This is a genomic window from Occallatibacter riparius (assembly GCF_025264625.1).
Taxonomy (GTDB): domain Bacteria; phylum Acidobacteriota; class Terriglobia; order Terriglobales; family Acidobacteriaceae; genus Telmatobacter; species Telmatobacter riparius.
In genome coordinates this window covers 4,537,298-4,561,508 of the sequence record NZ_CP093313.1, presented here as the reverse complement: position 1 = coordinate 4,561,508, position 24,211 = coordinate 4,537,298, and the positions used below count along the sequence as shown (strand labels likewise).

The following is a 24,211-nucleotide window of genomic DNA, read 5'->3' as shown; positions in this document are numbered from 1 at the left end:
AGCGTTCTGCCTGCTCGCCCTATAGTTAGCAACCCCCGTGCCAAAGTCGCGGGGAGGGCGGCACGAATCTAAGTACCTTGGAATCAATACGGGGACTGCGTCTACAAGTTGGCAGGTGGAAAGGACGGAAAAATTTGCGTGGTTCCGGGGGCGTAGTTTTTACCCGCGGCGGTAGTTTCTACCCGGCGGCGCGGGTTTTCCCGGGAGGCGAAAGCCTCTTTGAATAGCTTGTCTTACGCCGTATTACGGGCGTTGGACGGCGGGTGCGGGAATCGCTGATTCCTGTTGCAGGATGGGCAGCAGATCCGCGGGCGGGCTGAATCGCCGGGCTGGTCCGCCGGTCACGCGCGATAGGACCGCTTCGAGCATCGGGGTCATCCAGGCTAGCTGCTTTGCGCGAATCACGAAATCCCACAGCGGCTCGAACTTCTTCCAACCCGCCGCGTAAAAGAAGTGCTTGGCTTGGTGCTTGACGGTGCCGTGATGGAGAGCGGCCTGGGCGATGGCCGACCAGCGGTAGAACTCGTGATAGGCCCAGTCGTAGCCGGTCTTGAGCTTTTCCGGAGCGAGCCGCGCCGGCTGGTAAACAACATGCCTGGTATCAAAGAGATCCCAATTGCTGCTCGTCATCCGTCCGGCACGTAACATACGGTCGTAGAGGCGGGTTCCGGGGTAGGGCGTCTGGATGTGGAATGTGGCGGTAGTGATTCCCTGCTCGATGGCCCAGTCGACTGTTCGCCTGAAGACGTCGTCGCCGTCGTCATCCATGCCGAAGACGAAGCTGCCGTTGATCATGATTCCCAGGCTGTGCAGCCGGTCTGTGACTGCTTTGTAATCGCGGCCGAGGTTCTGGCGCTTGTTGCTGGATTTGAGGTTTTCCGGCGTCAGCGTCTCGAAACCAACGAAGATGCTGCGCATGCCGGCTTCGGCGGCGCGCTCGATCAGGTTGCCGCGGAGGATGGAGTCGACCGTGGCCGCGCCCTGAAAGACGCGCTTCATGCCGCGCATTCCGCTGAAGAGCGATGCAGCGAAACGGGCATCGCCCAGCAGATGGTCGTCGAGGAAATACAGGTGACGGCCGGGCAGTCGATCGATCTCGGCCAGGGCATCGTCGACGCGCTGCGTGTAGAAGCCGCGACCGCCCTGAAAGAACGCATCCTTGTAGCAGAAATCGCAGTGCTGCGGGCAGCCGCGCGTGACGACGATGGAGTTGGGCACTAGATATAGCTGGCGCCGGATCAGGTCGCGGCGTATGGGCGGAATGCGCTCGAGCGTGCGCCCGAGGCCTGAAGTGTAGACCTTCTGCGGCTTCCCTTCTCGCAAATCTTCGAGAAACTGCGGAAAGGTCTGCTCGCCCGGTCCGAGGAAGATGGCATCGGCATGCGGCGCGGCCTCATCGGGCAGCGACGTGACGTGCAATCCGCCGAGACAGACGAACGCGCCGCGGCTGCGATAGTGATCGGCGAGGCGATACGCGCGGTAGGCATTGGTGATGTAGACCTGAATGATGACGAGGTCAGGCGCGTCGTCTGTGATGAGGGGTTGCACGTGCTCGTCTTCGATGAGGGCTTCGTCGTCCGCATTGAGATAAGCCGCCAGTGTGGCCAGGCCGAGCGGCGGGAAAAGCGAGTACTTCACCGGTCGCCAGTAGGGATCCGTCGCCTCCGTCAGCGCGGGCAGGATGAACTTCACCTTCAGGGGCCGATTGATTCGCGATCCCGGGAGCAAGCTCATCGACTGCCTCCGGCCGCGACGGCTGCGGTGGGCACTGCGCCAAAGCGGCGTTCGCGGTGGCGAAACTCAGCGAGGGCTGCGTCGAGTTCGGCGGGGCTGAAGTCGGGCCACATGCAGTCGGTGAAGTAGAGCTCGGCGTAGGCCGACTCCCACAGCAGAAAGTCTGACAGGCGCTTTTCGCCGCCGGTACGAATCAGCAGATCGACTTCGCCGACTTCGCGCGTGAGCTCGTGGTGCATTGCACTGCGTGCGGCAGAGACGGAAGCTTCCTGCGCTGGGGAGGAGCTTGCCGCGCGCGCAATCGCATCGCGCGCGGAGTAGTCGATGGCGACACGGAAGAGCAGGCGGCGACCGGCGGCTGTGACGAACTCGCTGCGGTTCACTTCACGCAGAGCTGCGGCAGGAATGCGGTCACGGCGGCCAATGATCTGCATGCGAACGCTCTTCTGGCGCAGGCGTTCGGTTTCGAGACGGAGGAAGGCGCGCATCAGCCAGAACAGACTCTGCACCTCGCCGGCGGGGCGCGCCCAGTTGTCAGCGGAGAAGGCATAGACGGTGAGGGCGCGGATACCCACGTCGGGTGCGTGCTCCACGATGCGCTTGAGCGCGGCGACGCCGGCGCGGTGGCCAGCGACACGCGGCAGCCCGCGGCGCGTGGCCCAGCGGCCATTGCCGTCCATGATGATGGCGACGTGCAGGCCATCTCCGCTTTGCGATGTAAAGTTATGACTCACACTGCCTCCCTGAATTGGCTCTTCGGAATATTTGGGTTGGGTCTTGCGCTGTCTTACGATCGTCTTACAATCGTCAACTTTGCAGCACAAAGTAATCGGGCAAAAAAAAGATCAGGCCCGGGACGGCGCGAGGCCGCCCAGGTCGGTCTGCTGATCTTTTTTGCTGGCGGGGATCGGAACCTGCGCGGCGTCGCGCACCACCTGCTCGAGCGTTTCGAGGTAGTGCAGGTAGCGCTTGCGCCCAGTGGGCGTGATGCGGCAGACGGTGAGCGAGCGATTCTTGTCGATGCCCTTGGCGATCTCAACGAGTTTGGCGGCTTCAAGCACGCGCAGGTGGCGGCTCAGGTTGCCGTCGGTCAGTGCGCAGAGCTCCTTTAGGTCGTTGAATGTGAGGCCCTTGGGATTCGTGATGAGCGACGTGAGCAGGCTGAGGCGGGCGCGCTCGTGAATGGTGCGATCCAGGCCCTCATAGGCGAAGCGACCTTCATTCGGCTTATCTTTCATCGCGATTCTCCTTTGTGCTGAGGGCGAGAATGGCAGCGACCAGCAGCTGGCCGGCTCCATACGAGAGGCCCATGGTCCAGGGGGCGAGGGAGCGCGCGTCGCCCAAGCCCAGAGTAATCAGTCCCATGGCGAGATACCAGACGCCTGCCAGCACCATCAGCCGGGGCAGGAACCGGCAGGACGCGAAAACTCCGAGGCTGAAGGTGACGAGCCAGAGGCTGGGAAGCATCCACGCGACGCCGGGGGCGCGATTGACAAGCACCAACGACACCAGGCCGCCGGCGCCCATGGACGGCAGAAATTGCTCGACTGCCATGTGGATCATCTCGTCGGCCATGCCGGAATGGACCCGGTAAGCGCGCGTGACCATCTGCGTGCCGATAATGCCGGCAGATAAAGCGGCTGTAGTGAACCAGATGCCGAGGTAGACGAGGACGTGGCGGGCAGGATCGGTCAGCCAGATCTGCTGGGCCACGGCAGCCACGATGGCAATGAACCCGGTGGAGGCGAGGGTAGCCGGGCCGTAGCCGCGGAATTCGGTGCTGCGCGCCATTTGGCGCCGGATGCTGCTGATGTCTCCGAGCGCCTTATTTAGATCGTCCATCGGGCCCCTCGTTTCACTTTACATTGCAAAGTATCGCAGAGGCGTGCGTGTGTCAACTATGAATTTTGAGGTTGGGCGAAATGGGTGTCGGAGCGCCGTTACGCGCCGCGATGCCGCTGTAAGACAGCCACCCAGCCTTGTCTTACGCTGTCTTACGTCGTCGGACGCCAGTCCGGACCGGTTAAGATTGGGTCTTCCGTGGGGGCAACTCAGACGGAGTGTCGATAGTATTTGCTCCGATGATTACTTGAAAGGAAGCAGACGATGAAAACTTACTTGGTGAATCACCTTCGCATTCCAGGCGACATTCCAAATGCCCAGGCCGTTGATTACCTTGCGAAGGTCGAAGCCACGGTCGAGCCATTTCACGGCAGGTTTCTAGCTATGGGGCCGCTGGACGTATTGGAGGGTGCATGGCCGGGAGCGGTGGTGCTGATGGAATTTCCGGACCGCAACGCCGCCACAGCTTGGTATAACTCTGCGGAGTATCAAGCGATCATTCCACTTCGGAAAAACAACTCCATCAACGACCTCGGTCTGATCGACGGTCTCCCAGATGGCTTCACGGTGAAGGGATACGCCGAGGGAATCCGCAGCTCGTTGGCAAAATAAACAACTACGGGAAGAGCGTTAACGCGTCGGACTGCGCCAGGTTCTCTGTCACATCTGCCAGTGGATTGTCGTGTTCGAGGCCGCGCACCATGACCATGGCGCCGCACCACGGCAGACGCTATCATCCTGCAGCTCCGGGATTAGCCAGGGGAGTGGTTAGTCTGACTCATTGAGTCTGGACGCGCAGAATGCGAATTTCGGGGTAGGCGCCATCCCAATTAGGTGTAACGGTATCGAAGCTTAGCCGGAAATCGCGTTCGTCGCCGGGTTTGAGTGGCGCCGCAGATACGGGTTGTGTATCGATATAGGGCTCGCGGGTGCGAATCAACATCATGGGTTGCGACTCGTTTTGTGCAACTTCATGGGCATAGTTTCTAAACAGCACCTGCGCCATAATGCCGCTGACGGTCTTGCTCCCCTTATTAGCAATGTGGCCGTCGAGGTAGGTGACCTTGCCTCCGGCGAGGTTCGCCGATTCGCTCATCTGCACGTTGGTGACGGGCAGACTGGCAGCATAAGGATCGGCCGCGGCTGTGACCGGGGCAACTTGAGAATTATGGTTTCGGCTCGTCACAAAGATGACGATGCCCACCACAAGAACAACGACACCCGCCGCAATGATGATCGGCATCCAGTTGCGCTCGCGGGCTTCAGCAGGGCGAATGAGCTCAGGACCAGTGTTCACGGCAGGATTCTACACCCGTTCCCTTCGGAGCACGTTGACATCGACTCATGGGGAGCGGAATGAGAACTCAGGTCGTCTGGTCGGTGAGAAGAGAAGTGCCGATGACGTCGAGGAAAAGTTCCGTGAATTTGTGGCATCTCTGAGAAATGTGCAGCGTCTAAGCCATTAAGAACGGAATTTCAAGTTGTTCCGACGCCGTATCGGTTGAAGTGTTTTTTGAGGCCGCAGTATAACTTTTCGTCGCAGGGCGATAGAAAGGCAGCGCACAATGCAGTCCGTTCCCCGCACCCCATCCCCGGTCCCCACCGAATGCACGCCGGACAATTTGCGCGGCCGACGCATCGCTGCGGAAGAAGCCGTCTATAAATGCGTAACGGTGGGCGCCATTCTGCTGGTACTCGGGAGCCTCTGGGCCTTCTGACCCTATAGCTGGAGCCGCGTCAGCTACGGCTGAGACTTGTTTGGGCTCCTTTTCCGTCTTCCTGTCGTTCCGTAGCGGCTTCCCCTACCTGCCGGAACGGCAGATACAAGAGATAGAAGAGCCCGAATGCCAGCACTTCACATATCAGGATGTACCACGGCCAGGGGCCGAGCACGTTGAGCAGCGTGGGCGCAGGCGGCTTGCCACGCAAGTACATATAGTTGGTTCCGTAGAGGTAGTCGCAGATACCCGGGATCAAAGCGTAGAGGTTCGTCGCGACCATAGCACGCAGGACCGATCCCAGCCGCGGCCTAGCCTGATGGGTCCAGACCAGATACAGAGTCGCAACCACGATCAGCCCGTGTGAGATGAAGTACTGCACCCAGATGAACCACGTAGCGTGCGTGTAGTTTGGCGTGAAGAGCGCGTTCCCTGCCCCGGCCAGCCCCCAATAGTACGCCACATCGAAGAGAGCCGGGTTCCGCGTGAGCAGTACTGCGATCGTCAGCGGCACCGATACATCGCACAGCTCCAGCGGAATGTGCCCGGGAAACAGCGGTTCACCGGCGAGCGCGAAGCTTGTGTAGTAGGCGAGGAAGTTCAGCAGCAGCAGCGCGGCCAGGGTGTAGCGAATGACGCGGTTGCTGGCGGAAATGCGTCTTTGCACCCAAACCAGCGCCGCCGCGAGTGCGGGAACCGCGCCGATGACGGCGAGATGGGCCGGACCGAATGCGTGGAAGGGGACGTTCATAGGCGAGCGGGATTTGCTCGCATTAGATCATGATGGAGGGTGATCTGGAATACCCGCAGTGTAGCATCCGGCTGTTGACATGTACGGACAATCGCCGTACATTATGTGAAGACGAAGGAGTCGCCATGCCCGCCATTTCCCCGAAGAGACAATCGATCCATGCCGCGCGCCGCAATGCGCGGCTTGAGGCCCGGGTTCCGCAGGAGACCAAGGACGTGCTGGAGCGAGCGGCGGCAGTCCAGGGGAGAAAGATGTCGGACTTCGTGATCAGCAGCGCCCTGGAGGCTGCTCATCGTATTCTGCGCGAAAGTGAGCTGGCCGATTTGACGAAGCGTGACAGGCTCGCATTTGTAGAAGCTCTGCTCAACCCACCGGCACCCAACGAACGACTGCGGAAAGCTGTCGCAAGGCATGCGCAGGTGTTTGGGAGGTAGCGTATCTCTACGCAACGGTTCAAGAGTGTCGAGCCCTTCGGAGACCATCACAAAAGCCTTCGGGCGACGTTTTCGTGCGGCAGTGAAGTACTCGATCGCTACCTGAAACAGCAAGCTACGCAGGACATCGCCAGGCGAGCTGCGGCCGTTTATGTCCTCTTGTCCGAAGATGGCGCGCGGATCGCTGGCTTCTATACGCTTTCAGCAGACAACATCGACGCGGCCGATCTACCCGAAAAACTCGTCAAGCAATTGAACCTGCCACGTTATCCGTATATCGGGGCAACACTCCTGGGCCGGCTCGCGCGTGATTTGGCCTATAGAGGACAGGGCGTGGGGGAGTTGCTTCTCGTAGACGCACTCCACCGAGCGCTCCAAATCAGCCAGGATGTCGCCTCTGCTGCGGTGGTGGTGGATGCCAAGGATGACAACGCTCACCAGTTCTACTCAAGCTTTGGCTTCCTACGCTTCCCGGACTCGCACCGGCGGCTCTTTCTGCCGATGGCTACGATCGAATAACTCTTTAAACTGCGCCGATAGCAGCTTAACTCGGCCCTAAGCGAAACTGGCGCGCTTCACGGTCTGCCGGAAGTCCTTGCCTTTCATCTCGACGGCGATGCACATCTCCGCGATGCGCGAGCGCATGCGCTCGCCGATGCGATCGCCCAGGGTCTGCTCGCGGGCCGCGCGCTCTACATCGGTCTGCGCGCCCCCGCCGGGAGCCATGTCGGGGTAGTTCGTCGTGATGATGGTGGTCTGCTTGTCGTTATACCGCGTGTTGAGGATGAGCGAGACCGTATCCCACACCCACTCATTCGGCTTCTGTGCGCCCAGATCGTCGAGCACCAGTACTTCCGCCTTGAAGACCGGCTGCAGGAGTTCGAGTTCGGTGACGCTGACCTGCGGGTTGTAGCTGTTCTGGATGTTCTTGAGTAGCTCGCGGTAATCGCAGAACAAGCCCTTGACCCCGCGGTCGCGGATGAGCCGGCGCAACACACCGACGGCAAGATGCGTCTTCCCTACCCCGATGGATCCGGTGAAGAGCAGGCCTTTCCCGGCCGTGTCAACCGGATATGCGTCGACGAAGTGGCGGGCGGTCTGGTGCGCACGGCGCAGCGAGGCATCGATGCCCGGGAAGAAGTCGTAGCCGTCGAGATCGTAATCGCGGTAGCGCTCGGGAATCTTGGCGGCAATCACGCGGCGCTCTTCGCGCTGGATCTCCTGGCATTCGCAGGCGCGGGAAACCCAACGGCCGTCGCGCGACATGACGCGAACCAGGCCGACGCCGTCGCAGATGGGGCAGGTGCTCATGATCTTTCTCAAGGCTATCTCAAATGCGGCGGAGGCAAAGCGGCGCGGGAATGTGGAAAACGTGATGGTTGCCTCAGCGTCTACTCTGGCGCGAGTTGCACCAGTCCAACTCTGGCGGCATCTCCCCATCCCTGCCTCGGCATCCCAAATCGAGGAGGCTGATAGATGGACCAGAAAACCCTCGTAGCTGTTGTGGTCGTGGTCGCGATCATCGTGATCGCCGCCATCGTGGTGATGGTTCGCAAACGCAGAAGCCAGCGCCTCAGGGAACACTTCGGTCCGGAGTACGATCGCGCGGTGCAAAGCCGGGGCGATGCGTCGAAGGCCGAGCTGGAGCTGATCAAGCGCGAGGAGCGGGTGCATCGCTTCTCGATCAAGCAGTTGGCACCGGAGGTGCGGGAACGCTACGCCGAAGACTGGGCCGCCGTGCAGCGCCGCTTCGTAGACGATCCATCCATGGCCGTCACCGACGCTGACAGGCTTGTAAACCGCGTAATGGAAGCGCGGGGCTACCCGATGGCCGATTTCGACCAGCGAGCGGCCGACCTCTCCGTTAACTATCCGGGCGTTGTGCAAAACTACCGCTCTGCCCGCGTCATTGCACAGAGCCATGCGCGCGGCGAAGCCGGAACCGAAGAGCTGCGCCAGGCAATGGTGTACTACCGTTCACTGTTCGACGAACTGCTCGACATCCCGAAATCCCCAGCAGACACACCAAGAGGAGTTGTTCATGAATCCATTAAACGCGCTTCGTAAAGAAGAGATCAGGCATGAAGAAAGAGAAAACGAAGGCATCAGGAATGAAGGCGTGAGGAACGACGAGAGATTAACAACCGCCGATATCGCCAAGCCTCCGCGCTCGGAGTCGGCCCCTCGCGAGAGGACCGTCGCGGACCCGAATGCGGGTGCTGGCCAAATGGCCGCCGCAGCGAACCCAGCGGTACAGCACAACCCGCTGTTTGCTCAGAATGAACTGCAGGGTTTCCGCACGCGCTGGGACCAGGTACAGACCTCGTTTGTGGATGAGCCTCGCACAGCGGTGGAACAGGCAGACAGCCTGGTGGCGAACGTGGTGAAACGCATCGCGGAGCAATTCGCATCGGAGCGCGAGCAGTTGGAGAAACAATGGGATCGCGGTGAGAACGTCAATACCGAGGATCTCCGGCAGGCACTCAAACGCTATCGGGCGTTTTTTGACCGTTTGCTGGTTTTGTAAACAAGCACGCGAACCGGGCCCACGAAGCCGCGTCTCGGCGCGGTTGAAACCCTTCGGTACCTCAAGTGCATGAAGGGTTTTGAAATCAGAGGGATCACGTCCTCACAGTAGAACAAGGGGGCGGGGCCGTTCGCCGGCCCCGCACTTTTGCCTCCACCGCTCAGTTTTATCGGATCGAATTTACGGCCACTCTGTGACCGGCAGCACATCCCACGGGGATATGCCGCCGCATGATTCTGCGCACAGGAGGGCCCTACCATGCCCAACCCCCGACTCCTATGTCTCACTGCTTTTGTGGCACTCTCGTGCAGTGGGGCGTCGCAGAACATACCCGATATCAATAGCTTTCCTTTAGCCTTTGAACCGAATATGGGCCAGACCCCGGCGCAGGTCAGCTACCTGGTGCAGCGTCCGTCTCACCAGGTTCTCATCACTTCGCAATCGCTCACATATATCTTCCCGATCTCGGCCAAGGATGCACCGACGCCGAAGCCGCGCTCATTCACATTCCGGTGGACCGGTCCGACCGGTACTCCGCACTTCACACCAAAAGGCCCCCTTGCGGGACGCAGCAACTATTTCCTCAGCCCGGACGCGGCGCGCGGGATCGCCAATGTTCCGCATTACTCGGAGTTACGAGAAGAGGGAGCGTTGCGTGGCGTCGATATCCGATATCACTCTGGCTCGCGCGGAGAACTGGAATACGACCTGATTCTGTCGGGCCGGACCGCAGTCTCCGATGTAGGAATGATCATCGAGGGCGCCGATCACCTTCGTGTGGAGGAGGATGGCGCGCTCAGCATTCTCAGGGGCGACAAAGAATGGCTGCGGCAGCCCGTTCCGCAGGCCTATGAGATGCGCAACGGCCGCAGAATCGCCCTTAGGGCAATGTACACGGTCAACGATGGCAATCGCGTCAGCTTCAGCGTTCCGGCGAGAACACCCGGGAAGGAACTCGTCATCGATCCGGTGGTAGCATACGGGACGCTGCTGGGCGTGCATGACCCGATGTACCGTTGGGCGGATGAGGGTGGGCCGTACAGCCATGGGCTGAGCACCGCCGTGGATCCTGCAGGGAACTTCTTTGTAGCCGGGCAAACTTATGCGTTCGACTTTCCGGTAACGCGCGGCGCTCTTCAAACAGAGTGCCCGTGGACTCCAATCGCCTGCGTGTACACACCGCTGGACTTCGTGACCAAGTTTTCGAGTTCCGGCCAGCTGCTTTACTCCACCTACCTGGGGGGCGACCTTGGCTACAGCCCTTATCATGAGCCCACTGGCAAAATGCTGGCGGTGGACGGAAATGGCTACGCCTACATCGCCGGTGAAGCCGTAACGGGCGGATTCCCGGTGACCACGAATGCCTATCAAACGGTGTGTCACAGTGGGAACGGCTGCGCCACGCTGACCAAGCTGAATCAGAGTGGCTCCGCCCTGGTGTACTCCACTTACTTCGGCGGCGTGATGGATTCAACAGCGCCGTTCGAGGGACCGAGCGATACCTATGCCAATGCGCTCGCACTGGCGTCAAACGGGGACGTCTTCCTGGCCGGAGGCACACGCAATCCGTATCTGCCCACTACGCCGGGGGCATATCAGTACTCGTGCCCGATGAACAGCGCGGGGTGCAAGAGCGGCTACGTGGCACGATTCAATCTCAACACCAGCGGATCCGCCTCGCGGATTTTCGCGACTTATGTCGGAACGCCGGACGGTGCGACCGAGATCAGTTCCATCGCGGTCGATCGCTATGATGACGTTTACGCTCTTGGCCTCAGCACCGTGGATGTGCCATTCATCGCGAGCTTCGGAACGGGCAAGTTCCCGTTTGGAACTTATGGCGGGGTCTGCTACACGCTGGGCGCAGACTGTGAAACGTTTGTGGCGAAGCTGAGCGGAAATTACGGCCAGGCTTTGCGCGACGCGACGATTCTTCGCGGGGTAGCGGGCAAGAGCATCGCAGTGGACAGCAGCCTCAACGCGTTCATAGGCGGCGCGGCAAGCCTGGGCCTGGCTACAACTCCCGGCGCATTCCAGTCTCAGTTCAGAGGGGGCTCAACGGACGGATTCGTCACGAAACTCGACGCCTCCGGCTATATTCAGCTCTACTCAACCTTCCTGGGCGGAACCGGCGACGACGCAGTTTCTGATATCGCCGTGAACAGCTGGGGGATGGCGTTCGTTACCGGATTTACCAGCTCAACGGATTTTCCGCTCGGCGCGGGCGCATTCGGCAAGACACCTTCCAGCGGATATGTCACGGCGTTTAACGCTGATGGTCGTAGGCTTTACTATTCGTCCTTCATTGGCGGAGGTGGTGGCGCGGGTATCTCACTCGACAAAGCCTGGAACGCTATCCTGACCGGAACTGGCAGCGGGACAACACCTCTCACGTCCAATGCCGTGCAAACGCAGATGGCCGGTTTTGACGACGCTTTCGCCCTGAAGGTCGCCATTGCCGCCGATCTCCGTTTGTCCAACACCACGAGCGCCACTTCAATTGCGAGGAACGGTGTGGTGATCTATCACGCGCGCGTTCTTAATGCCGGACCTGACAGCAGCGACAAGGTTGTTTTCACGGATGCGATCCCCGCCGGAATGTCCTATGCCGGGGTGTATGTACCCAACGGCGACGGATGCACAGGGCCCAACATAGGTGCGACGACAGGCGTGCTCACGTGCCGCAAAGCGCGGCTGGAACCGGGCCAGACCTGGTATGTGAACGTGTACCTGCGCGCGATCGGTAGCAGCGGAACGAAGATCACCAATCAGCTGAAGACTTCTGCCGGAACACAGGATCTTTGGCAGACGAACAATTCGACTAGTTCAACTGTCACCATCCAGTGACGAAGGCCGGCGGACGAGCCCTTGCGGGTGTGTCCGCCGGCGTATTCTTCAGCCCGGATGGGCCCGGCGAGGACCGAGCGCGAGCGGCTGGAAGAACAACAATGGTTCTTTGCCTCGTTCTAAGTAGAGTCATTCACCGTGCATTTGAGCGCACCGGATACCCATTAACGCTTCGGGCCCGCAGCATTCCCCCCATCATTCCCTTCGGTCCTGGACAGTTACGTAGACTCTTTACGGCGTGTTCCCACACACGAATGGCTGCGGTTGCTTAAAATCGGAAGCGCAGAACTTTCAGGGGGTTAAGGTGAATCGAGTCTGTGGCGCATTGGCGGCTCTTGCTATTGCAGTGTTTCTATTTCAGTCCGCGTCCGCGCAGGAACCTGCGAGTAAACCGGAAACGCAGGCTCCGGCACCGGCAAAGGCGGTTCCGCAAACAACGGCTAGTGGCCATCCGGCGGACGCCTACTGGACCGCCCACGACAAGCAGCTCCTGAACGACTTCGGCTGGCTGGAGCGCTTCCACGATGCCGACGTCGCGCTGCCCCCGCCGGCCGCCGGCGAGAACCGCGTCGTCTTCATGGGCGACTCCATTACGGAAGGCTGGCACTTTGACAAGCCGGGCGGCGACTTCGCCACGAAACCGTACATCAATCGCGGCATCAGCGGGCAGACCTCGCCGCAAATGCTGGTCCGCTTCCGGCAGGATGTGATCGACCTGAAGCCAAAGGTGGTGGTGATCCTGGCCGGCACAAACGACATTGCCGGCAATACTGGCCCAATGACGCTGGCGCAATCCGAGGCAAACATCGAGTCGATGGCGGACCTCGCCCGCGCCAACCAAATAAAGGTGGTCCTGTGCTCGGTGCTGCCGGCCTACGATTTTCCATGGCATCCGGGGCTCGAGCCGGCACCGAAGATCGTGAAGCTGAATGCGTGGATGAAGGATTACGCCGCGCAAAAGGGCTACGTGTATGTGGATTACTACTCGGCGATGAAAGATGAGCGTGGCGGCCTGCCGGCGAACCTGAGCAAGGATGGGGTGCATCCGCTGCCTGCGGGGTACGCCATCATGGCGCCGCTGGTGGAGAAAGGGATCGCACAGGCATTGGCCCAGCCGTTTATTGCGGCCGGCGCACCGTAAAGATGTCGGTTCCAACCCTGGCCGCGCATTGGTGCCTTGCCAGCCAGGGTGGATACTGCGTTCCGTTACTTAGTCGTTGGCGACGAACTCGCCGGAGCCGGAGTTGCGGCAGGCTGCGCTGCCGGTTCCGCTGCAGGCTGGCCGGGTTTCGCCATGCCGCGGATGTATTTCACAAGCCCGCGAATCTCGTTATCCTTAGCCCGCGCAGCATCCTCGGGAGGCATTTTGCCGTCGCTCCCTTTGCGAATCGCGTTAAAGAGCTGTTCATCGCTTTTGCCTGCCAGGGCGGTGGGGCTCGTCCAATCGTCCAGAGTCATGGTCTTTCCGATATCGCCTTTACCATCGCCGGTATCGCCGTGGCAGATGGCGCAGTCGTTCTTATATATCTGTTTGACCTCTGGCCTGGGAGGCTCGACCTGGATTGTGGCAGGCGGGGCGGCCTCGGAGGGTGCCGGCTTGTGCGCGGGTTTTTGCTGCGAGACGAGCGAACCTGCGTAGGCCATAACGAGCACAGCGGGCAGGAGGAGTAAGGGTTTCCGCATTGGTCATCTCCTCAGTTGCCGGTGTCGGAGGAATCGGCATCCGTGCAGCTGTTTTTTGATTGCGGCCACATTATAGGCCAGATTTGTCACGTTGCTACGTGATCTATGGAATTGCCAATGCGCTTAGTTCCAAATACAATAAAAAGACTGCAGGAAAGGTGTTTTACAAGACAGATGCCCAAGGAAAAAATTCATCCCAACTATGCCCCGGTGCGGGTTGTCTGCGCCTGCGGCAACAACTTTGAGACGCGTTCGACCCACAAGGGCGACATTCACGTGGAAATCTGCTCGACTTGCCACCCGTTCTTCACGGGCAAGCAGCGCCTGGTCGACACGGCTGGCCGCGTGGAGCGGTTCCGCCGCAAGTACGCCAAGGCCGACGCGAAGTAACCCGAGCCTGATCAGCAATTTGGCTTTCAAAGGCCTCCGCCGCGGCGGGGGCCTTAGCGTGTTTGGGGGAAAGCAGCACTTAGCTTGTAGCCGTTAGCTTCTAGCTAGTGATGTGGTGGTGCGGAGTGTATCGGCCAGATCGCACTTCTGTGCCCGAAACGGCCGGACGAAAACCATAAATGGTTGACCGCTAGCGGAAAGAGCTAGAGGCTAGAAGCTAGGAGCTAAAAAGCTGAAGTGGCTGGCAGAGGATTCACGGTGAAGAAGCACTGGGACAACCCAATCGAGCACGAGATGCCCGCCGAAGCGCGTGTGCCGGCGGAGATGAGCATCGGTCCCGTGCGGGTGGCCCCGGCGACCGTGCTGGCGCCTATGGCCGGCGTCACCGATACCGTGTTCCGGCGCTTCATCCGCCACGCCAGCTTGTTTACTGCAGGGACAGAGGGGGATAAAGGGACAACCGTCGAAACCGGTATTGATGCCGACGTTACCAATCAGCAGTCCGGTTGCGGGCTCCTGATGACCGAGTTCACCTCGGCCGATGGGCTCTCACGGATGCGCGAATCGAAGCGCAAGCGCTATCTCACTTTTTATGAGGATGAGCATCCCATTTCGGCACAGATTTTCGGATCGAACCCCGAGACGCTTTCCGAGGCCGCCCGCATCATCCAGGACACCGGCTTCGACACGGTGGACCTGAATCTGGGCTGCCCGGCCAAGCGCGTGGTGGGCTGCAATGGCGGGTCGGGGCTACTCCGCGATTTGCCCAGGATCGGCGAGATCTTCCGCGCGGTGCGCGAAGCGGTCACGATTCCCTTCACCGTGAAGTTCCGGCTGGGATGGAACGACACCAACATCGTCTGCGTGGAACTGGCGCGGATGGCCGAAAGCGAGGGTCTGAACGCCGTGGCCCTGCACGCCCGCACCCGCGAGCAGGCCTATACGGGCCAGGCGCGCTGGGAGTGGATCGCCGCTATCAAGCAGGCTGTGTCGATTCCGGTGATCGGCAATGGCGACATCCGCACGCCTGAGGATGCGGCGGCGATGATCGCGAAGACCGGCTGCGATGCGGTGATGATTGGCCGCGCTGCGCCGGCGAACCCGTGGATCTTCCGCCAGATTGCCCAGTACACCGCGACCGGCAGCTACGATCAGCCGACCGTTGAGGATAGGTACCGGATGATCCGAGCGTATTTCCAGATGCTGCTCGATGAGTCTGAGGCCTCCGCGGGCGACAAGAACGCCGCCGTGCGCGAAGTAGCCGGAAAGATGAAGCAGTTTGCGTCATGGTTCACCCACGGCGTGCCGGGCGGGGCGAAGCTGCGGGCCTCCATCTACCAGGCGAAGACCGGCGCCGCGGTCCTGGAGCAGGTGGATACCTTCTTCACCACGCGCCTGGCCGAGGGCGCAGCGGCCGAGCTCGATTCGGAGCCTGAGGTGGAGTATCCCGAAGGCGCTGCGCTGGTATGCGATTAGATCTCGATCGGCCACTGCACGGATTGCGGCTGTAAAAGGGTAATGGTCAGGTGAGCAGTTGGTCAGGTGGTCGTCACCTTGATGCCAGGTGAACTCCTTGCGGGTCATCCAGGCGCATCATCAGTCCCCACCCAAAGAAGTCGTCCGCGATAGCTACGGCGATTTCGTTGTCCCCTGCCTCCAGAGGCAGCGTGAAGGCTCCATTCTCGAGCGAGCATCGGCCATCAGGAATCTTTCTATCGGCTTCAGAGTCGAAGAAATTCTTGTCGGCATAGACCAGCTTTCCATTCACGAAGACCCACACCTCACGCGTCCAGCCAATCTGGGCATTCGCCGACCGCTTCTTGTCGGAACTTATCTTTGTTGTGACCCATGCCAGGGCGCGGTTCCGACCGGTCACGGGAAGGCCGTACTCGCGACTCAGATTCACCAATCCATTCCGCTCAACGCGTATGTCTCTCCATGGCTGCGAGGCAGAGGGCAGCTCCGCATAGCCCGGGTCCTTGCCTTTCGCCAGCGAGAGAAAGGGTGACAGGCGCCAATCTCGGATCAAGCCGGAGTCGTCTTCCAGCGCGTCTTTGGCCGGCTGCGGCGAAAGCCCTTCCACCGCATCTGGAGTGATCACCATGTTGGCGAATGTGGCTGGCCCTTGAAGGCGCAAGCTTCCAATCATTACGTCTCCCTCGAGCCTGCCAACTTCCAGTGTGGGGACTGCGGCATCGTTTACGAAGACGTTCATGCGGCGGCCGGAGATCACCATTCTGATATGGTTCCAACCGTTCTCGCGCAGCGGCGCTCGTGTTTGATATTGCGGGAAGAGATCCCATAACAACACGCCGTGCGTCTGCGGGGCATACTGGATGCAAGCCTTGAACGCTGGACAGGCAGGGTCGGGGCGAAGGTATAAAAGCTCGAAATTCTTGTCGTCCCGCTGATGAAATGCGATTCCGGGCGCTCCCCGGCCCACTGTATTCACGTCAAATTCGATCGTCCCGTTAGCGAATGTCACGTCTTTGAGCACGGCATCGCCGCTGTTGAGGCGCATGAGGCCGTGATAGAAGCCCAGCTCGCGCAGGAACTCCGCGTTCTCCTTCGTCTGCCAGTGTTCCGCGGTCATGCTAACGTTGAGCGGCTTTGCGGCTTGCGCCGTCGAATGTTGCGAGAGCAAAAGTACGCACATGGCCAGCGCACCGAGCCAATGTGGGGGAAGCTTCTTCTTCATGATGCGAGCCTACGGGGGCGGCTCTCGTTCTCACGAGCTAAACGTGACAAGCCGGACAGCAGTGTTTCAGGACTAGTTCATCAGGCTGCGGGTCGGCTGGGGCCTTTGCGCGGTGGAGGCGTGTTCACTCCATCCCAGCGCTTCAGCAGTGGACCGTTCTGAATCATCACGGACTTCAATTTATGCGGGCGCATAGCGAGCGATTTCGGCCCGCAGGCGCCGTCGTGGTTGACCGGACGGAGCGACGCTACGGGCAATCCATTTTGCAGGCGATGACCGGCGAGTCAGGCTGGCTAACGTGGACCGCGTCTCTCCAAATAAACATCGAGGTGTGACGCAGCTCACTTTTTCATGCTTTTCGCGCATGCAAGAATGGCTCTCGTGAACTTCGATGCTTCAGCTTTTGTCGGCGATGAGGAGTTGATCCGGGTCCTGAAAGGACGCTCGATCCCGGTCGACTGCTCGGAGGATCGCGCGCTCTTTTACCAAGGCGATGATCCGGTGGGTGTGTATATCGTCCACGGCGGAACGGTGACGATCGCCATGCGCACGCGAGACGGCGACGCGGTTATGGATATGAAAGCAGAGCCGGGATCGCTGCTGGGACTGCCGGCTGTGGTGAGCAACTCGCGCTATTCGCTCTCCGCCAAGGCCAAGCAGGGTGCGGACGTCAGCTTCGTTGGGCGCGATGAGTTCTCGAAGATGATGCTGACTGAGCCGGGCGTGGCCGTGCTGATCCTGAAGGTGCTGGCGGCCGAAGTGCGGACGGCGCGGATCGCTGCGTGTAAGGGATAGTGGTCGCGTGATCAGGTGATCACGTGGTCGGGTGGTCGATAGGCGGGCAGCGTCACGCTGCCCGCTTTGCTTTGCGTGCGGCCGTCGGGACCCAAATGACGCGATTTCACGGCGCCAGCAGCGGATAGTATGATCGCACCCACAAGTATCCCTGCTCCTGTTGCGAGGTCTCTCCTATGAGTCTGTTTCGGTTGCTGCGCCGTTGGCGGTTGTCTTTCACGTGTGCCACGTTGTTCTTGATCGGCGGATCGGCTTCGCAACTGGGCTCGCAGACGCCTCCGGAGCAATTGGCCAAGCCGCCTGCCGATGCGCGGGAGTTCACGGTGCTATCGACGTCCGGCACAAACGGGAAGTCGTACAACTGGGTTGCGGCGGACGGCAGCCTGATGTCACGCTCGAGCGTGCGTCTGCGCGGCATGGCGTGGGAAGTGGATGAAAAGGTCCAGCTTGGGGCCGACCACATGCCTTCGTCGCTGGAGATACGCGGCTCCACGCCCACCGGCAACGCGGCCGAGACCTTTGCAGTTTCGGGCAAACAGGCCAAGTGGCAGACCCCCGTGGACAAGGGCACGACCGACTATCCCGGCTCCGCCTTCTACGTTGCCGTGGGAGGCACGTTCTCCGATTCATCGTTTTTCGAGGCCCTGCTCGCCAGTCCGGATCACTCGCTGGCGCTGCTGCCTGGTGGCAAGGCCCGGGCCGAGCGGCTCACCGAGCTGACCGTGGGCGAAGGCGCCAAGCGGAAGAAGATTGTGGCATGGGCCATCAGCGGCCTGGGGCCGTCGCCAAGCCCCATGTGGGCTACGGAAGATGGCAAGTTCTTTGGTGCAGCGGGCGTACTCGCGGTGCTGCCGGCGGGCTATGAATCGGCGCTGGTACCGATGACGAACGCGCAGGACGAAGCGCTGTCGGCGCAGAGCCCTGCGCTCGCCAAACGCCTTGCCAAAACTCCTGCGGGCCCCGTGGCATTCACGCACGTACGCGCTTTTGTGGATGGGGAGCGATTTGCCGAAAACCAGACGATCGTAGTCGATCACGGCCAGATCGTGAGCGTCGGCCCTTCGAGCACAGCCCAGGTGCCCGCGAGTGCGCAGGTGATCGATGGGACCGGCAAGACGCTGGTGCCCGGCTTGTGGGACTCGCACCAGCACGTGAGCGATGACTTTGCCGGCCCGTTTCTTCTGTCGCTGGGCATCACGTCCGCGCGCGACCCCGGCAACAACAATGATCTGACGATTGCGCGCGCCAAGCGCCGGGCGAGCGGCGACCTGCTGATGCCGCACGTGTATCCTTCGCTGCTCATCGACGGGAAAGGCCCGAACTCCGCGCAACTAGGGACAATCGCGACGTCTCCGGAAGAGGCCATTGCCGCGGTTCAGAAAGCCAAGGCCGAGGGCTTCACCGGCATCAAGTTCTATGGCACCTTCAATCCGGCGTGGGTGGCTCCGGCCGCAGCAGAGGCGCACAAGCTCGGTCTGCATGTCCATGGGCATGTTCCCGCGGGAATGCGGCCTTCCGAGGCGATTGCCGCCGGTTATGACGAGCTGACGCACATCTACTTCGTCTCAATGGAAGCCATGCCGAAGGACATAGTGGACACGTCGAACGGCATCAACCGCTTCAACGGAACTGGACGCTACGCAAAGGACCTGAAGCTGGATGCAGCGCCGATCAAGCCGCTGCTCGACACGATGGCCGCGAAGCACATTTACGCCGATCCGACGCTCGTGGTGGTGGAGTCGCTGTTTGTGCCGGAGAATGGAGATCTGTCGCCGGCCTATGCGCCGTTTGTGGGCACGCTGCCCCCGGCCACCGAGCGCGGCTTCAGGACGGGCGGCTTCGCGGTGCCCAGGGACCTGACGCGCGAGGATTTCCGCAAGAGCTTCAAGAAGCTCAGCGATCTCGTTGCGCTTATGCACAAGGACGGCATTCCCATTGTGGCCGGCACCGATGGATCAGGCGCCGAGCTGGTGCGCGAGCTGGAGCTCTACGTTGCGGCCGGCTTCACGCCGGAGGAGGCGCTCGAAGCCGCGACCATCATGCCAGCGCGGCTGGTGCAGGCGGACAAGACCACGGGCTCTATTGCGGTGGGCAAGAACGCGGATGTGGTGCTGGTGGAGGGCGATCCTTCGCACCGCATTGGAGATCTGCGCAATACGCGCGTGGTGATGATGGACGGCAAGCTGATGGACGCGGATGAACTGCGTAGCGCAAGCGGATTCTCGGGTCGGCCGAAGAGCGGGGAGTGATTCAATTGTCACCCGACCACCAGCGCATCAATTACCATCCACTATGTGCCCGGATTAGACGATGAAGTGAAGTGGGTGCGCGGCGTCGGGCCGCGCCTGGCGGAGATGCTCGCCGCAAAGGGCATCCGGACCGCCGAAGACCTGCTCTATCACCTCCCTTTTCGCTACGAAGACCGGCAGAATCCGCGCTCGCTGGATGAGCTGAAAGTGGGCGAGATGGCCTCGGTCATCGCCGAGGTACGCGGGTTCGCGCTGCTGCGCACGCGCAAGGCTCCAATTTTTGAGGTCACGCTGGGCCAGGGCCGCATGGCGATGAAGTGCATGTGGTTCCACGGCGGCTATCTGGAAGGCAAGTTCCACACCGGGCAAACGGTGGCGGTATTCGGCAAGGTCGAGCCGTCGCGGACCACGCGGAACTTCAAGATGATCAATCCGCAATTCGAGATCCTGCCCGACGCGAGCGAGGACGCAGAGACGCGCATGCTCGAAGTGGGGCGGATCACGCCTGTCTATGAATCGCTGGGCGGAGCGCGCCTGGCCTCGCGCTGGCAGCGCAAGGTCATCTTCCATCTGCTTGAAGGATTGCGCGGCGCGATGCCCGAATGCCTGCCGCGCGCGATGCTCGACCGGCTCAGCCTGCCCGATCGCGAGATGGCGTTGTGCCAGGCGCACTTTCCGCCCGAGGGCACGCGCATGGATGCGTTGCAGGCCTGGGCGACGCCGGCGCACAAGCGGCTCATCTTCGAAGAACTTTTCTTCCTTGAGCTGGGCCTCGAGTTGAAGCGGCGCAAGATGCGCGAGCGCGCCGGCATCAGTTTCGCCACGACCGACAAGGTGCGCGAGGCAATCCGCGAAGTGCTGCCGTTTCATCCCACCGCCGCGCAGAAGCGCACGCTGGGCGAGATTGTGCAGGACATGCGTGAGCCGAGTCCGATGCGCCGGCTGCTGCAAGGCGATGTAGGTTCGGGCAAGACGATCGTCGCGCTGCAGGCCATGCTGGTGGCGATGGAGAACGGCTACCAGGCCGCGCTCATGGCTCCAACGGAGATCCTCGCAACGCAGCATTTTCTGGCCGCACGCAAGCTGCTGGAGAAGTCGTCGCGCAATTACCGCATCGTGCTGCTGACCGGCTCACTCGACGAAGACCGCAAGCGCGCGACCCGCAGCCTCATCAATCGAGGCGAGGCGCACCTCGTGATCGGTACACATGCGCTTATCGAAGAGAAGGTCGAGTTTGATCGGCTCGGACTCGTGGTCGTCGATGAGCAGCACCGGTTCGGCGTGCTGCAGCGGTTCCGGCTGATGAAGAAGCCCAACCAGGCGGAGCCTGACGTGCTGGTGATGACCGCGACGCCGATCCCGCGGACGCTCGCGCTGTCGCTCTATGGCGATCTGGATGCCAGCGTGCTGGACGAGCTGCCTCCCGGGCGCACGCCGATCGTCACGCGGCGAGTTCCCGACGAGCGCGCAGACGATGTGTGGGATTTCGTGCGGAAGCAGGTCGAGCAGGGGCGGCAGGCGTATGTGGTCTATCCGGTAATTGAAGGATCGAAAGACGATCAGCCGGAGTTCGACTTCGCACAGGACTCGCCCGCACCAGGGTCAACGGAACCCTCGCCTCCGAAAGCTGCAAGGAAAGGCAAGACCGCCACCCTCTTCCCAAAAATGGTGAAGGAAGCGAATCCTTCCGCGAAGTCTGGCTTGAAATCGGCAATGGAGATGCACGAGAAGCTGCGCACCGGTCCGCTGGCCGGCCTGCGCGTTGGCCTGCTCCATGGGCGCCTCGACGCCGACGACAAGGAAGTGACGATGCGGCGTTTCCAGCGCGGCGAAATCGACGTGCTGGTGTCCACCACCGTTATCGAAGTTGGCGTCGATGTACCTAACGCAAGCGTCATGGTCATCGAACACGCGGAGCGATTCGGCCTCGCCCAGTTGCACCAGTTGCGCGGGCGCGTGGGCCGCGGCGCCGCGAAGAGCTACTGCATCCTGATGACCGGCGAGCGCGTGAGTGAGCAGGCCGAGGAGCGCCTGAACGCGATGGTGCGCACACAGGACGGATTCGAGCTGGCCGAGCTCGACCTGCAGATGCGCGGGCCGGGCGAATTCTTCGGAACCAAGCAGGCCGGCCTGCCGGATTTTCGCGTGGCGAATCTGATTCGCGACAAGCAGGTTCTCGAACTCGCCAAGCAGGAGGCGGCGCGCTTCGTGGCGGACCCCGGAACGGATGTGTCGGAAGCAGAGCGAACCCGCGTGCGCGAGCGGCTCAAAGAAGCCTGGCAGCGGCGCTACGGACTGGTCGAAGCAGGTTAGAGGGGTCGGCTGACGGACAGCTCTACGCGGCTTGGTTGCCCGAAAGCCGGACCGGCACTTCGGCTGGGAAAGTCTGTACTTCCAGATCGACGCTGGCGATCTCCGCGCCGCATTCCCTTCCCTGGTTGCGGGTGCACTGGCACAGCTCAGTAAAGCGAAGGTGGCCGTACTGGCTGAGTTCGATTCCCGCGCCAATGAGCACGCTATAGATATCCACGCAAGCATTGCGTTCAAATTCGAACAGCATATTGACCATGCCAGTGTCGCTGGCGCCGCGACTCAGCACCCACCCGCCGCAGCCGAGGATGGCCCCCGTGAGACTGCAGACAAGGCGCGACGGCTCGACCTGCGAAACCGCTTTCATTTCCAGTGCCCAGGGAATGGTCGAATTTGCCAGATTGCGACGCAGCACGTTGAAACCTCACTTCCGCCTATATCGGAGCAGAGCGCTGGAGCATGACAGCTGTTTCGGAGTCGAACGGTGCGTGACCGGCTTTGAAACAGGACCGGTCAAGGTTTCTGGCGGCGCGAAACTGGGTCCGAAATGCATTGGTAGTTTGAAGCCGTTTTCCGGCCCGGGGATTGCTCCAGCCACAAGGACAAGCAGGCGTAGGGCTCGCCCGAGTCCCATGATGTAAGTTTTTAATCAGAATGATCGTCGGCTCAGGCATTGATCTGGTTGAAATTGCACGCATCCAACACTCGATGGATCGCTATGGCGACCGCTTCCTGGATCGTGTGTATACAGCGGCTGAGAAGGCCTATTGCCTGCGCAAGCGCCATGCAGCGGAAAGCTTCGCTGCCCGGTTTGCGGCGAAGGAAGCCGGTGCAAAGGCACTGGGTACAGGAATCAGCCAGGGAGTGAACTGGCTCGAGATCGAAGTGGTGCGAGAGTCGGGCGGCCGCCCTGGATTGCAGTTCCACGGCCGCGCCGCCGAACGTGCCGAGAGGATGGGGGTGCGCAACGCGGCACTGTCATTGACGCACACGGGCACGCTGGCCATGGCCAGCGTGGTGCTCGAGGATGGCCGGTAGGCGCGGGCAGTTCTGCTATCCTCAAAAGGCGAAGCGCCTCAAGTCGCTGTAGTTAGGGGCAACCGTTAACGCCAGACGAACCGCACGAGGAGTGGAGTGCCAAGCCGGAAGGAAATTCAGTGGTCTCAACTGAAGGTCGGCGCCCTGGTGCTGGTGGGCGTGGCGGTACTGGTGGTCCTGATCTTCCTGATGTCGGGATCGACAGGCGGCCTGTTTGCCAAGAAGCTGACGCTGCGCTCTTATTACCGCAACGCGGAGGGCTTGAAGAAGGGCGCTCCTGTCGCCCTTGAAGGCGTCACCATCGGCAATGTGATCCGCATTCGGGTGGTGCCGGGCCGCAACCCCACTCCGGTTGAGGTCACCATGCAGGTTGGCGAAAACGCCGCCTATGGACTCCACACGGACTCCACGACCTCCATTCAGTCCGCCGGCGTACTGGGCGACAGCTATCTCGACATCACGTCAGTAGGGGCGCATGGCTCCGTGCCCCAGAATAACGCCGAGCTCAAGGTGCGCGAGACGCCCAGCATCCAGCAGGTGGTGGACACCAGCCAGCAGAGCCTGCTGAAGCTCACCGAAGTGATGAACAAGGTCAACACGCTGCTGGATACGCTGAACTCCAATCGCGGCAGCATGGGCATGTTCCTCAACGATCCTGGGTTCTACAAGAAGGTGACAGCAGTCGCGGGCAATCTGCAGACCGTCACGCAGCAGATCAACGAAGGCAAAGGAACTCTGGGCAAATTGTTAACGGACGAGAGCCTCTATAACAAGCTCAATGCCACGGTGGACCGGCTCGATATGATCTCGGAGTCGCTGGCCGCCGGCCATGGCACCGCCGGCAAGCTGCTGCACGATGAGACGCTCTATAACAACCTGAACTCTGCGGTGGCCAACACCAACAAGCTGGTGGAAGGCATCAACAGCGGAAAGGGTGCGATCGGCAAACTCACCCAGGATCCGGCATTCGCGCAGAAGCTCGATGACACAGTGGGCAACCTCGACGCCGTTCTTAAGGGCTTGAACGAGGGCAAAGGCTCGCTGGGACAGTTGATGCAGAACCGGTCAGTCTATGACAATCTGGACCAGACCCTGGACCAGGCACATCAGCTTTTGAAGGGTATCCGCGAGAACCCTAAGAAGTATCTGTCGATCAAGCTGAAAGTGTTCTAAGAGCCGTTCGAGGTTCTTAGTT

The 24,211-nt window shown here is 60.9% G+C and carries 25 protein-coding genes; 15 read left to right on the top strand and 10 right to left on the bottom strand.

All coding sequences use genetic code 11. The annotated features are described in order from the left end of the window. Positions 1-243 precede the first annotated feature (243 nt). From MOP44_RS18515 to MOP44_RS18500, 4 genes are all read right to left on the bottom strand, one after another. A complete protein-coding gene (locus MOP44_RS18515) occupies positions 244-1,734 on the bottom strand; it encodes a B12-binding domain-containing radical SAM protein (RefSeq protein ID WP_260791732.1) in 1,491 nt (496 codons plus the stop codon). Next, entirely contained in the window at positions 1,731-2,468 is a 738-nt protein-coding gene (locus tag MOP44_RS18510) for a di-trans,poly-cis-decaprenylcistransferase (RefSeq protein WP_260791731.1), read from the bottom strand. Before MOP44_RS18510 ends, MOP44_RS18515 begins: the two co-directional genes overlap by 4 nt. A gap of 111 nt (positions 2,469-2,579) precedes the next feature. Continuing rightward, entirely contained in the window at positions 2,580-2,972 is a 393-nt protein-coding gene (locus tag MOP44_RS18505; RefSeq protein WP_260791730.1) for a transcriptional regulator, read from the bottom strand. Beyond that, on the bottom strand, positions 2,962-3,576 hold the full coding sequence (locus MOP44_RS18500) for a hypothetical protein (RefSeq protein WP_260791729.1): 615 nt from the start codon (positions 3,574-3,576) through the stop codon (positions 2,962-2,964). The genes MOP44_RS18505 and MOP44_RS18500 overlap by 11 nt, the downstream gene beginning before the upstream one ends. A gap of 264 nt (positions 3,577-3,840) precedes the next feature. Here MOP44_RS18500 and MOP44_RS18495 point away from each other — a divergent pair, with 264 nt between their 5' ends. After that, complete coding sequence (locus MOP44_RS18495) at positions 3,841-4,188, top strand: DUF1330 domain-containing protein (RefSeq protein WP_260791728.1); 348 nt, start codon at positions 3,841-3,843, stop codon at positions 4,186-4,188. A gap of 166 nt (positions 4,189-4,354) precedes the next feature. Here MOP44_RS18495 and MOP44_RS18490 read toward each other — a convergent pair whose 3' ends face one another. Beyond that, positions 4,355-4,873 (bottom strand): DUF2393 domain-containing protein, encoded by a 519-nt coding sequence (locus MOP44_RS18490; protein ID WP_260791727.1) that lies wholly within the window; start codon positions 4,871-4,873, stop codon positions 4,355-4,357. 268 nt (positions 4,874-5,141) lie between these two features. On the opposite strand from MOP44_RS18490, the gene MOP44_RS18485 reads away from it, so the two are divergent. Beyond that, entirely contained in the window at positions 5,142-5,294 is a 153-nt protein-coding gene (locus MOP44_RS18485) for a hypothetical protein (RefSeq protein WP_260791726.1), read from the top strand. Between the two features lie 19 nt (positions 5,295-5,313). On the opposite strand, the gene MOP44_RS18480 is transcribed toward MOP44_RS18485, so the two are convergent. Next, positions 5,314-6,045 (bottom strand): YwaF family protein, encoded by a 732-nt coding sequence (locus MOP44_RS18480; protein ID WP_260791725.1) that lies wholly within the window; start codon positions 6,043-6,045, stop codon positions 5,314-5,316. A 125-nt stretch (positions 6,046-6,170) separates the two neighbouring features. On the opposite strand from MOP44_RS18480, the gene MOP44_RS18475 reads away from it, so the two are divergent. Together MOP44_RS18475 and MOP44_RS18470 are read left to right on the top strand one after the other, a co-directional pair. Beyond that, positions 6,171-6,479, top strand: coding sequence for a type II toxin-antitoxin system TacA family antitoxin (locus MOP44_RS18475; protein ID WP_260791724.1), 309 nt, complete (start codon positions 6,171-6,173; stop codon positions 6,477-6,479). 3 nt (positions 6,480-6,482) lie between these two features. Continuing rightward, entirely contained in the window at positions 6,483-6,998 is a 516-nt protein-coding gene (locus MOP44_RS18470; protein WP_313901074.1) for a GNAT family N-acetyltransferase, read from the top strand. A gap of 36 nt (positions 6,999-7,034) precedes the next feature. Here MOP44_RS18470 and MOP44_RS18465 read toward each other — a convergent pair whose 3' ends face one another. Continuing rightward, positions 7,035-7,790 (bottom strand): ATP-binding protein, encoded by a 756-nt coding sequence (locus MOP44_RS18465; protein WP_260791723.1) that lies wholly within the window; start codon positions 7,788-7,790, stop codon positions 7,035-7,037. Between the two features lie 165 nt (positions 7,791-7,955). Between MOP44_RS18465 and MOP44_RS18460 the strand changes: the two genes are divergently transcribed. The 4 genes from MOP44_RS18460 (at position 7,956) to MOP44_RS18445 (ending at position 12,994) form a co-directional block, all read left to right on the top strand. After that, a complete protein-coding gene (locus tag MOP44_RS18460; protein WP_260791722.1) occupies positions 7,956-8,546 on the top strand; it encodes a hypothetical protein in 591 nt (196 codons plus the stop codon). Further along, complete coding sequence (locus MOP44_RS18455; RefSeq protein WP_260791721.1) at positions 8,515-9,006, top strand: hypothetical protein; 492 nt, start codon at positions 8,515-8,517, stop codon at positions 9,004-9,006. The genes MOP44_RS18460 and MOP44_RS18455 overlap by 32 nt, the downstream gene beginning before the upstream one ends. 258 nt (positions 9,007-9,264) lie before the next feature. Further along, positions 9,265-11,853 (top strand): DUF11 domain-containing protein, encoded by a 2,589-nt coding sequence (locus tag MOP44_RS18450; RefSeq protein ID WP_260791720.1) that lies wholly within the window; start codon positions 9,265-9,267, stop codon positions 11,851-11,853. Positions 11,854-12,157: 304 nt separating this feature from the next. Next, positions 12,158-12,994: an SGNH/GDSL hydrolase family protein gene (locus MOP44_RS18445; RefSeq protein ID WP_260791719.1), complete on the top strand. Its 837-nt coding sequence runs from the start codon at positions 12,158-12,160 to the stop codon at positions 12,992-12,994. Between the two features lie 65 nt (positions 12,995-13,059). Here MOP44_RS18445 and MOP44_RS18440 read toward each other — a convergent pair whose 3' ends face one another. Continuing rightward, a complete protein-coding gene (locus tag MOP44_RS18440) occupies positions 13,060-13,536 on the bottom strand; it encodes a c-type cytochrome (RefSeq protein WP_260791718.1) in 477 nt (158 codons plus the stop codon). Between the two features lie 174 nt (positions 13,537-13,710). Between MOP44_RS18440 and rpmE the strand changes: the two genes are divergently transcribed. Beyond that, entirely contained in the window at positions 13,711-13,926 is a 216-nt protein-coding gene (gene rpmE, locus MOP44_RS18435; RefSeq protein ID WP_260791717.1) for a 50S ribosomal protein L31, read from the top strand. A 258-nt stretch (positions 13,927-14,184) separates the two neighbouring features. Next, positions 14,185-15,402: a tRNA dihydrouridine synthase DusB gene (dusB, locus tag MOP44_RS18430; protein ID WP_260796676.1), complete on the top strand. Its 1,218-nt coding sequence runs from the start codon at positions 14,185-14,187 to the stop codon at positions 15,400-15,402. Positions 15,403-15,475: 73 nt separating this feature from the next. Here dusB and MOP44_RS18425 read toward each other — a convergent pair whose 3' ends face one another. Further along, positions 15,476-16,624: a hypothetical protein gene (locus tag MOP44_RS18425; RefSeq protein WP_260791716.1), complete on the bottom strand. Its 1,149-nt coding sequence runs from the start codon at positions 16,622-16,624 to the stop codon at positions 15,476-15,478. A gap of 372 nt (positions 16,625-16,996) precedes the next feature. Between MOP44_RS18425 and MOP44_RS18420 the strand changes: the two genes are divergently transcribed. The 3 genes from MOP44_RS18420 to recG all read left to right on the top strand — a co-directional run bounded on the left by MOP44_RS18420 (position 16,997) and on the right by recG (position 21,981). Then, positions 16,997-17,419, top strand: coding sequence for a Crp/Fnr family transcriptional regulator (locus MOP44_RS18420; protein WP_260791715.1), 423 nt, complete (start codon positions 16,997-16,999; stop codon positions 17,417-17,419). A gap of 176 nt (positions 17,420-17,595) precedes the next feature. Then, positions 17,596-19,668: an amidohydrolase family protein gene (locus MOP44_RS18415; protein ID WP_260791714.1), complete on the top strand. Its 2,073-nt coding sequence runs from the start codon at positions 17,596-17,598 to the stop codon at positions 19,666-19,668. A 45-nt stretch (positions 19,669-19,713) separates the two neighbouring features. Beyond that, positions 19,714-21,981, top strand: a complete 2,268-nt coding sequence (gene recG, locus MOP44_RS18410) for an ATP-dependent DNA helicase RecG (RefSeq protein ID WP_260791713.1) — start codon at positions 19,714-19,716, stop codon at positions 21,979-21,981. A gap of 22 nt (positions 21,982-22,003) precedes the next feature. Here the strand turns inward: recG and MOP44_RS18405 are convergent, their stop codons facing one another. Then, a complete protein-coding gene (locus MOP44_RS18405; RefSeq protein ID WP_260791712.1) occupies positions 22,004-22,393 on the bottom strand; it encodes a hypothetical protein in 390 nt (129 codons plus the stop codon). A gap of 239 nt (positions 22,394-22,632) precedes the next feature. On the opposite strand from MOP44_RS18405, the gene acpS reads away from it, so the two are divergent. Both acpS and MOP44_RS18395 read left to right on the top strand, forming a co-directional pair. Then, on the top strand, positions 22,633-23,016 hold the full coding sequence (gene acpS / locus MOP44_RS18400) for a holo-ACP synthase (protein ID WP_260791711.1): 384 nt from the start codon (positions 22,633-22,635) through the stop codon (positions 23,014-23,016). Positions 23,017-23,112: 96 nt separating this feature from the next. Then, positions 23,113-24,189 carry an MlaD family protein gene (locus MOP44_RS18395; RefSeq protein WP_260791710.1) on the top strand — a complete coding sequence of 359 codons (1,077 nt, stop codon included), beginning with the start codon at positions 23,113-23,115 and terminating at the stop codon, positions 24,187-24,189. The last annotated feature ends 22 nt before the right edge of the window (positions 24,190-24,211 follow it).

Excerpts from the sequence above, each read along its gene's own strand:
- MOP44_RS18515 (WP_260791732.1), bottom strand. The coding sequence starts at position 1,734 with ATGAGCTTGCTCCCGGGATCGCGAATCAATCGGCCCCTGAAGGTGAAG.
- MOP44_RS18505 (WP_260791730.1), bottom strand. The coding sequence starts at position 2,972 with ATGAAAGATAAGCCGAATGAAGGTCGCTTCGCCTATGAGGGCCTGGAT.
- MOP44_RS18500 (WP_260791729.1), bottom strand. The coding sequence starts at position 3,576 with ATGGACGATCTAAATAAGGCGCTCGGAGACATCAGCAGCATCCGGCGC.
- MOP44_RS18495 (WP_260791728.1), top strand. The coding sequence starts at position 3,841 with ATGAAAACTTACTTGGTGAATCACCTTCGCATTCCAGGCGACATTCCA.
- MOP44_RS18485 (WP_260791726.1), top strand. The coding sequence starts at position 5,142 with ATGCAGTCCGTTCCCCGCACCCCATCCCCGGTCCCCACCGAATGCACG.
- MOP44_RS18480 (WP_260791725.1), bottom strand. The coding sequence starts at position 6,045 with ATGAACGTCCCCTTCCACGCATTCGGTCCGGCCCATCTCGCCGTCATC.
- MOP44_RS18475 (WP_260791724.1), top strand. The coding sequence starts at position 6,171 with ATGCCCGCCATTTCCCCGAAGAGACAATCGATCCATGCCGCGCGCCGC.
- MOP44_RS18465 (WP_260791723.1), bottom strand. The coding sequence starts at position 7,790 with ATGAGCACCTGCCCCATCTGCGACGGCGTCGGCCTGGTTCGCGTCATG.
- MOP44_RS18460 (WP_260791722.1), top strand. The coding sequence starts at position 7,956 with ATGGACCAGAAAACCCTCGTAGCTGTTGTGGTCGTGGTCGCGATCATC.
- MOP44_RS18450 (WP_260791720.1), top strand. The coding sequence starts at position 9,265 with ATGCCCAACCCCCGACTCCTATGTCTCACTGCTTTTGTGGCACTCTCG.
- MOP44_RS18440 (WP_260791718.1), bottom strand. The coding sequence starts at position 13,536 with ATGCGGAAACCCTTACTCCTCCTGCCCGCTGTGCTCGTTATGGCCTAC.
- rpmE (WP_260791717.1), top strand. The coding sequence starts at position 13,711 with ATGCCCAAGGAAAAAATTCATCCCAACTATGCCCCGGTGCGGGTTGTC.
- MOP44_RS18425 (WP_260791716.1), bottom strand. The coding sequence starts at position 16,624 with ATGAAGAAGAAGCTTCCCCCACATTGGCTCGGTGCGCTGGCCATGTGC.
- MOP44_RS18420 (WP_260791715.1), top strand. The coding sequence starts at position 16,997 with ATGGCTCTCGTGAACTTCGATGCTTCAGCTTTTGTCGGCGATGAGGAG.
- MOP44_RS18415 (WP_260791714.1), top strand. The coding sequence starts at position 17,596 with ATGAGTCTGTTTCGGTTGCTGCGCCGTTGGCGGTTGTCTTTCACGTGT.
- acpS (WP_260791711.1), top strand. The coding sequence starts at position 22,633 with ATGATCGTCGGCTCAGGCATTGATCTGGTTGAAATTGCACGCATCCAA.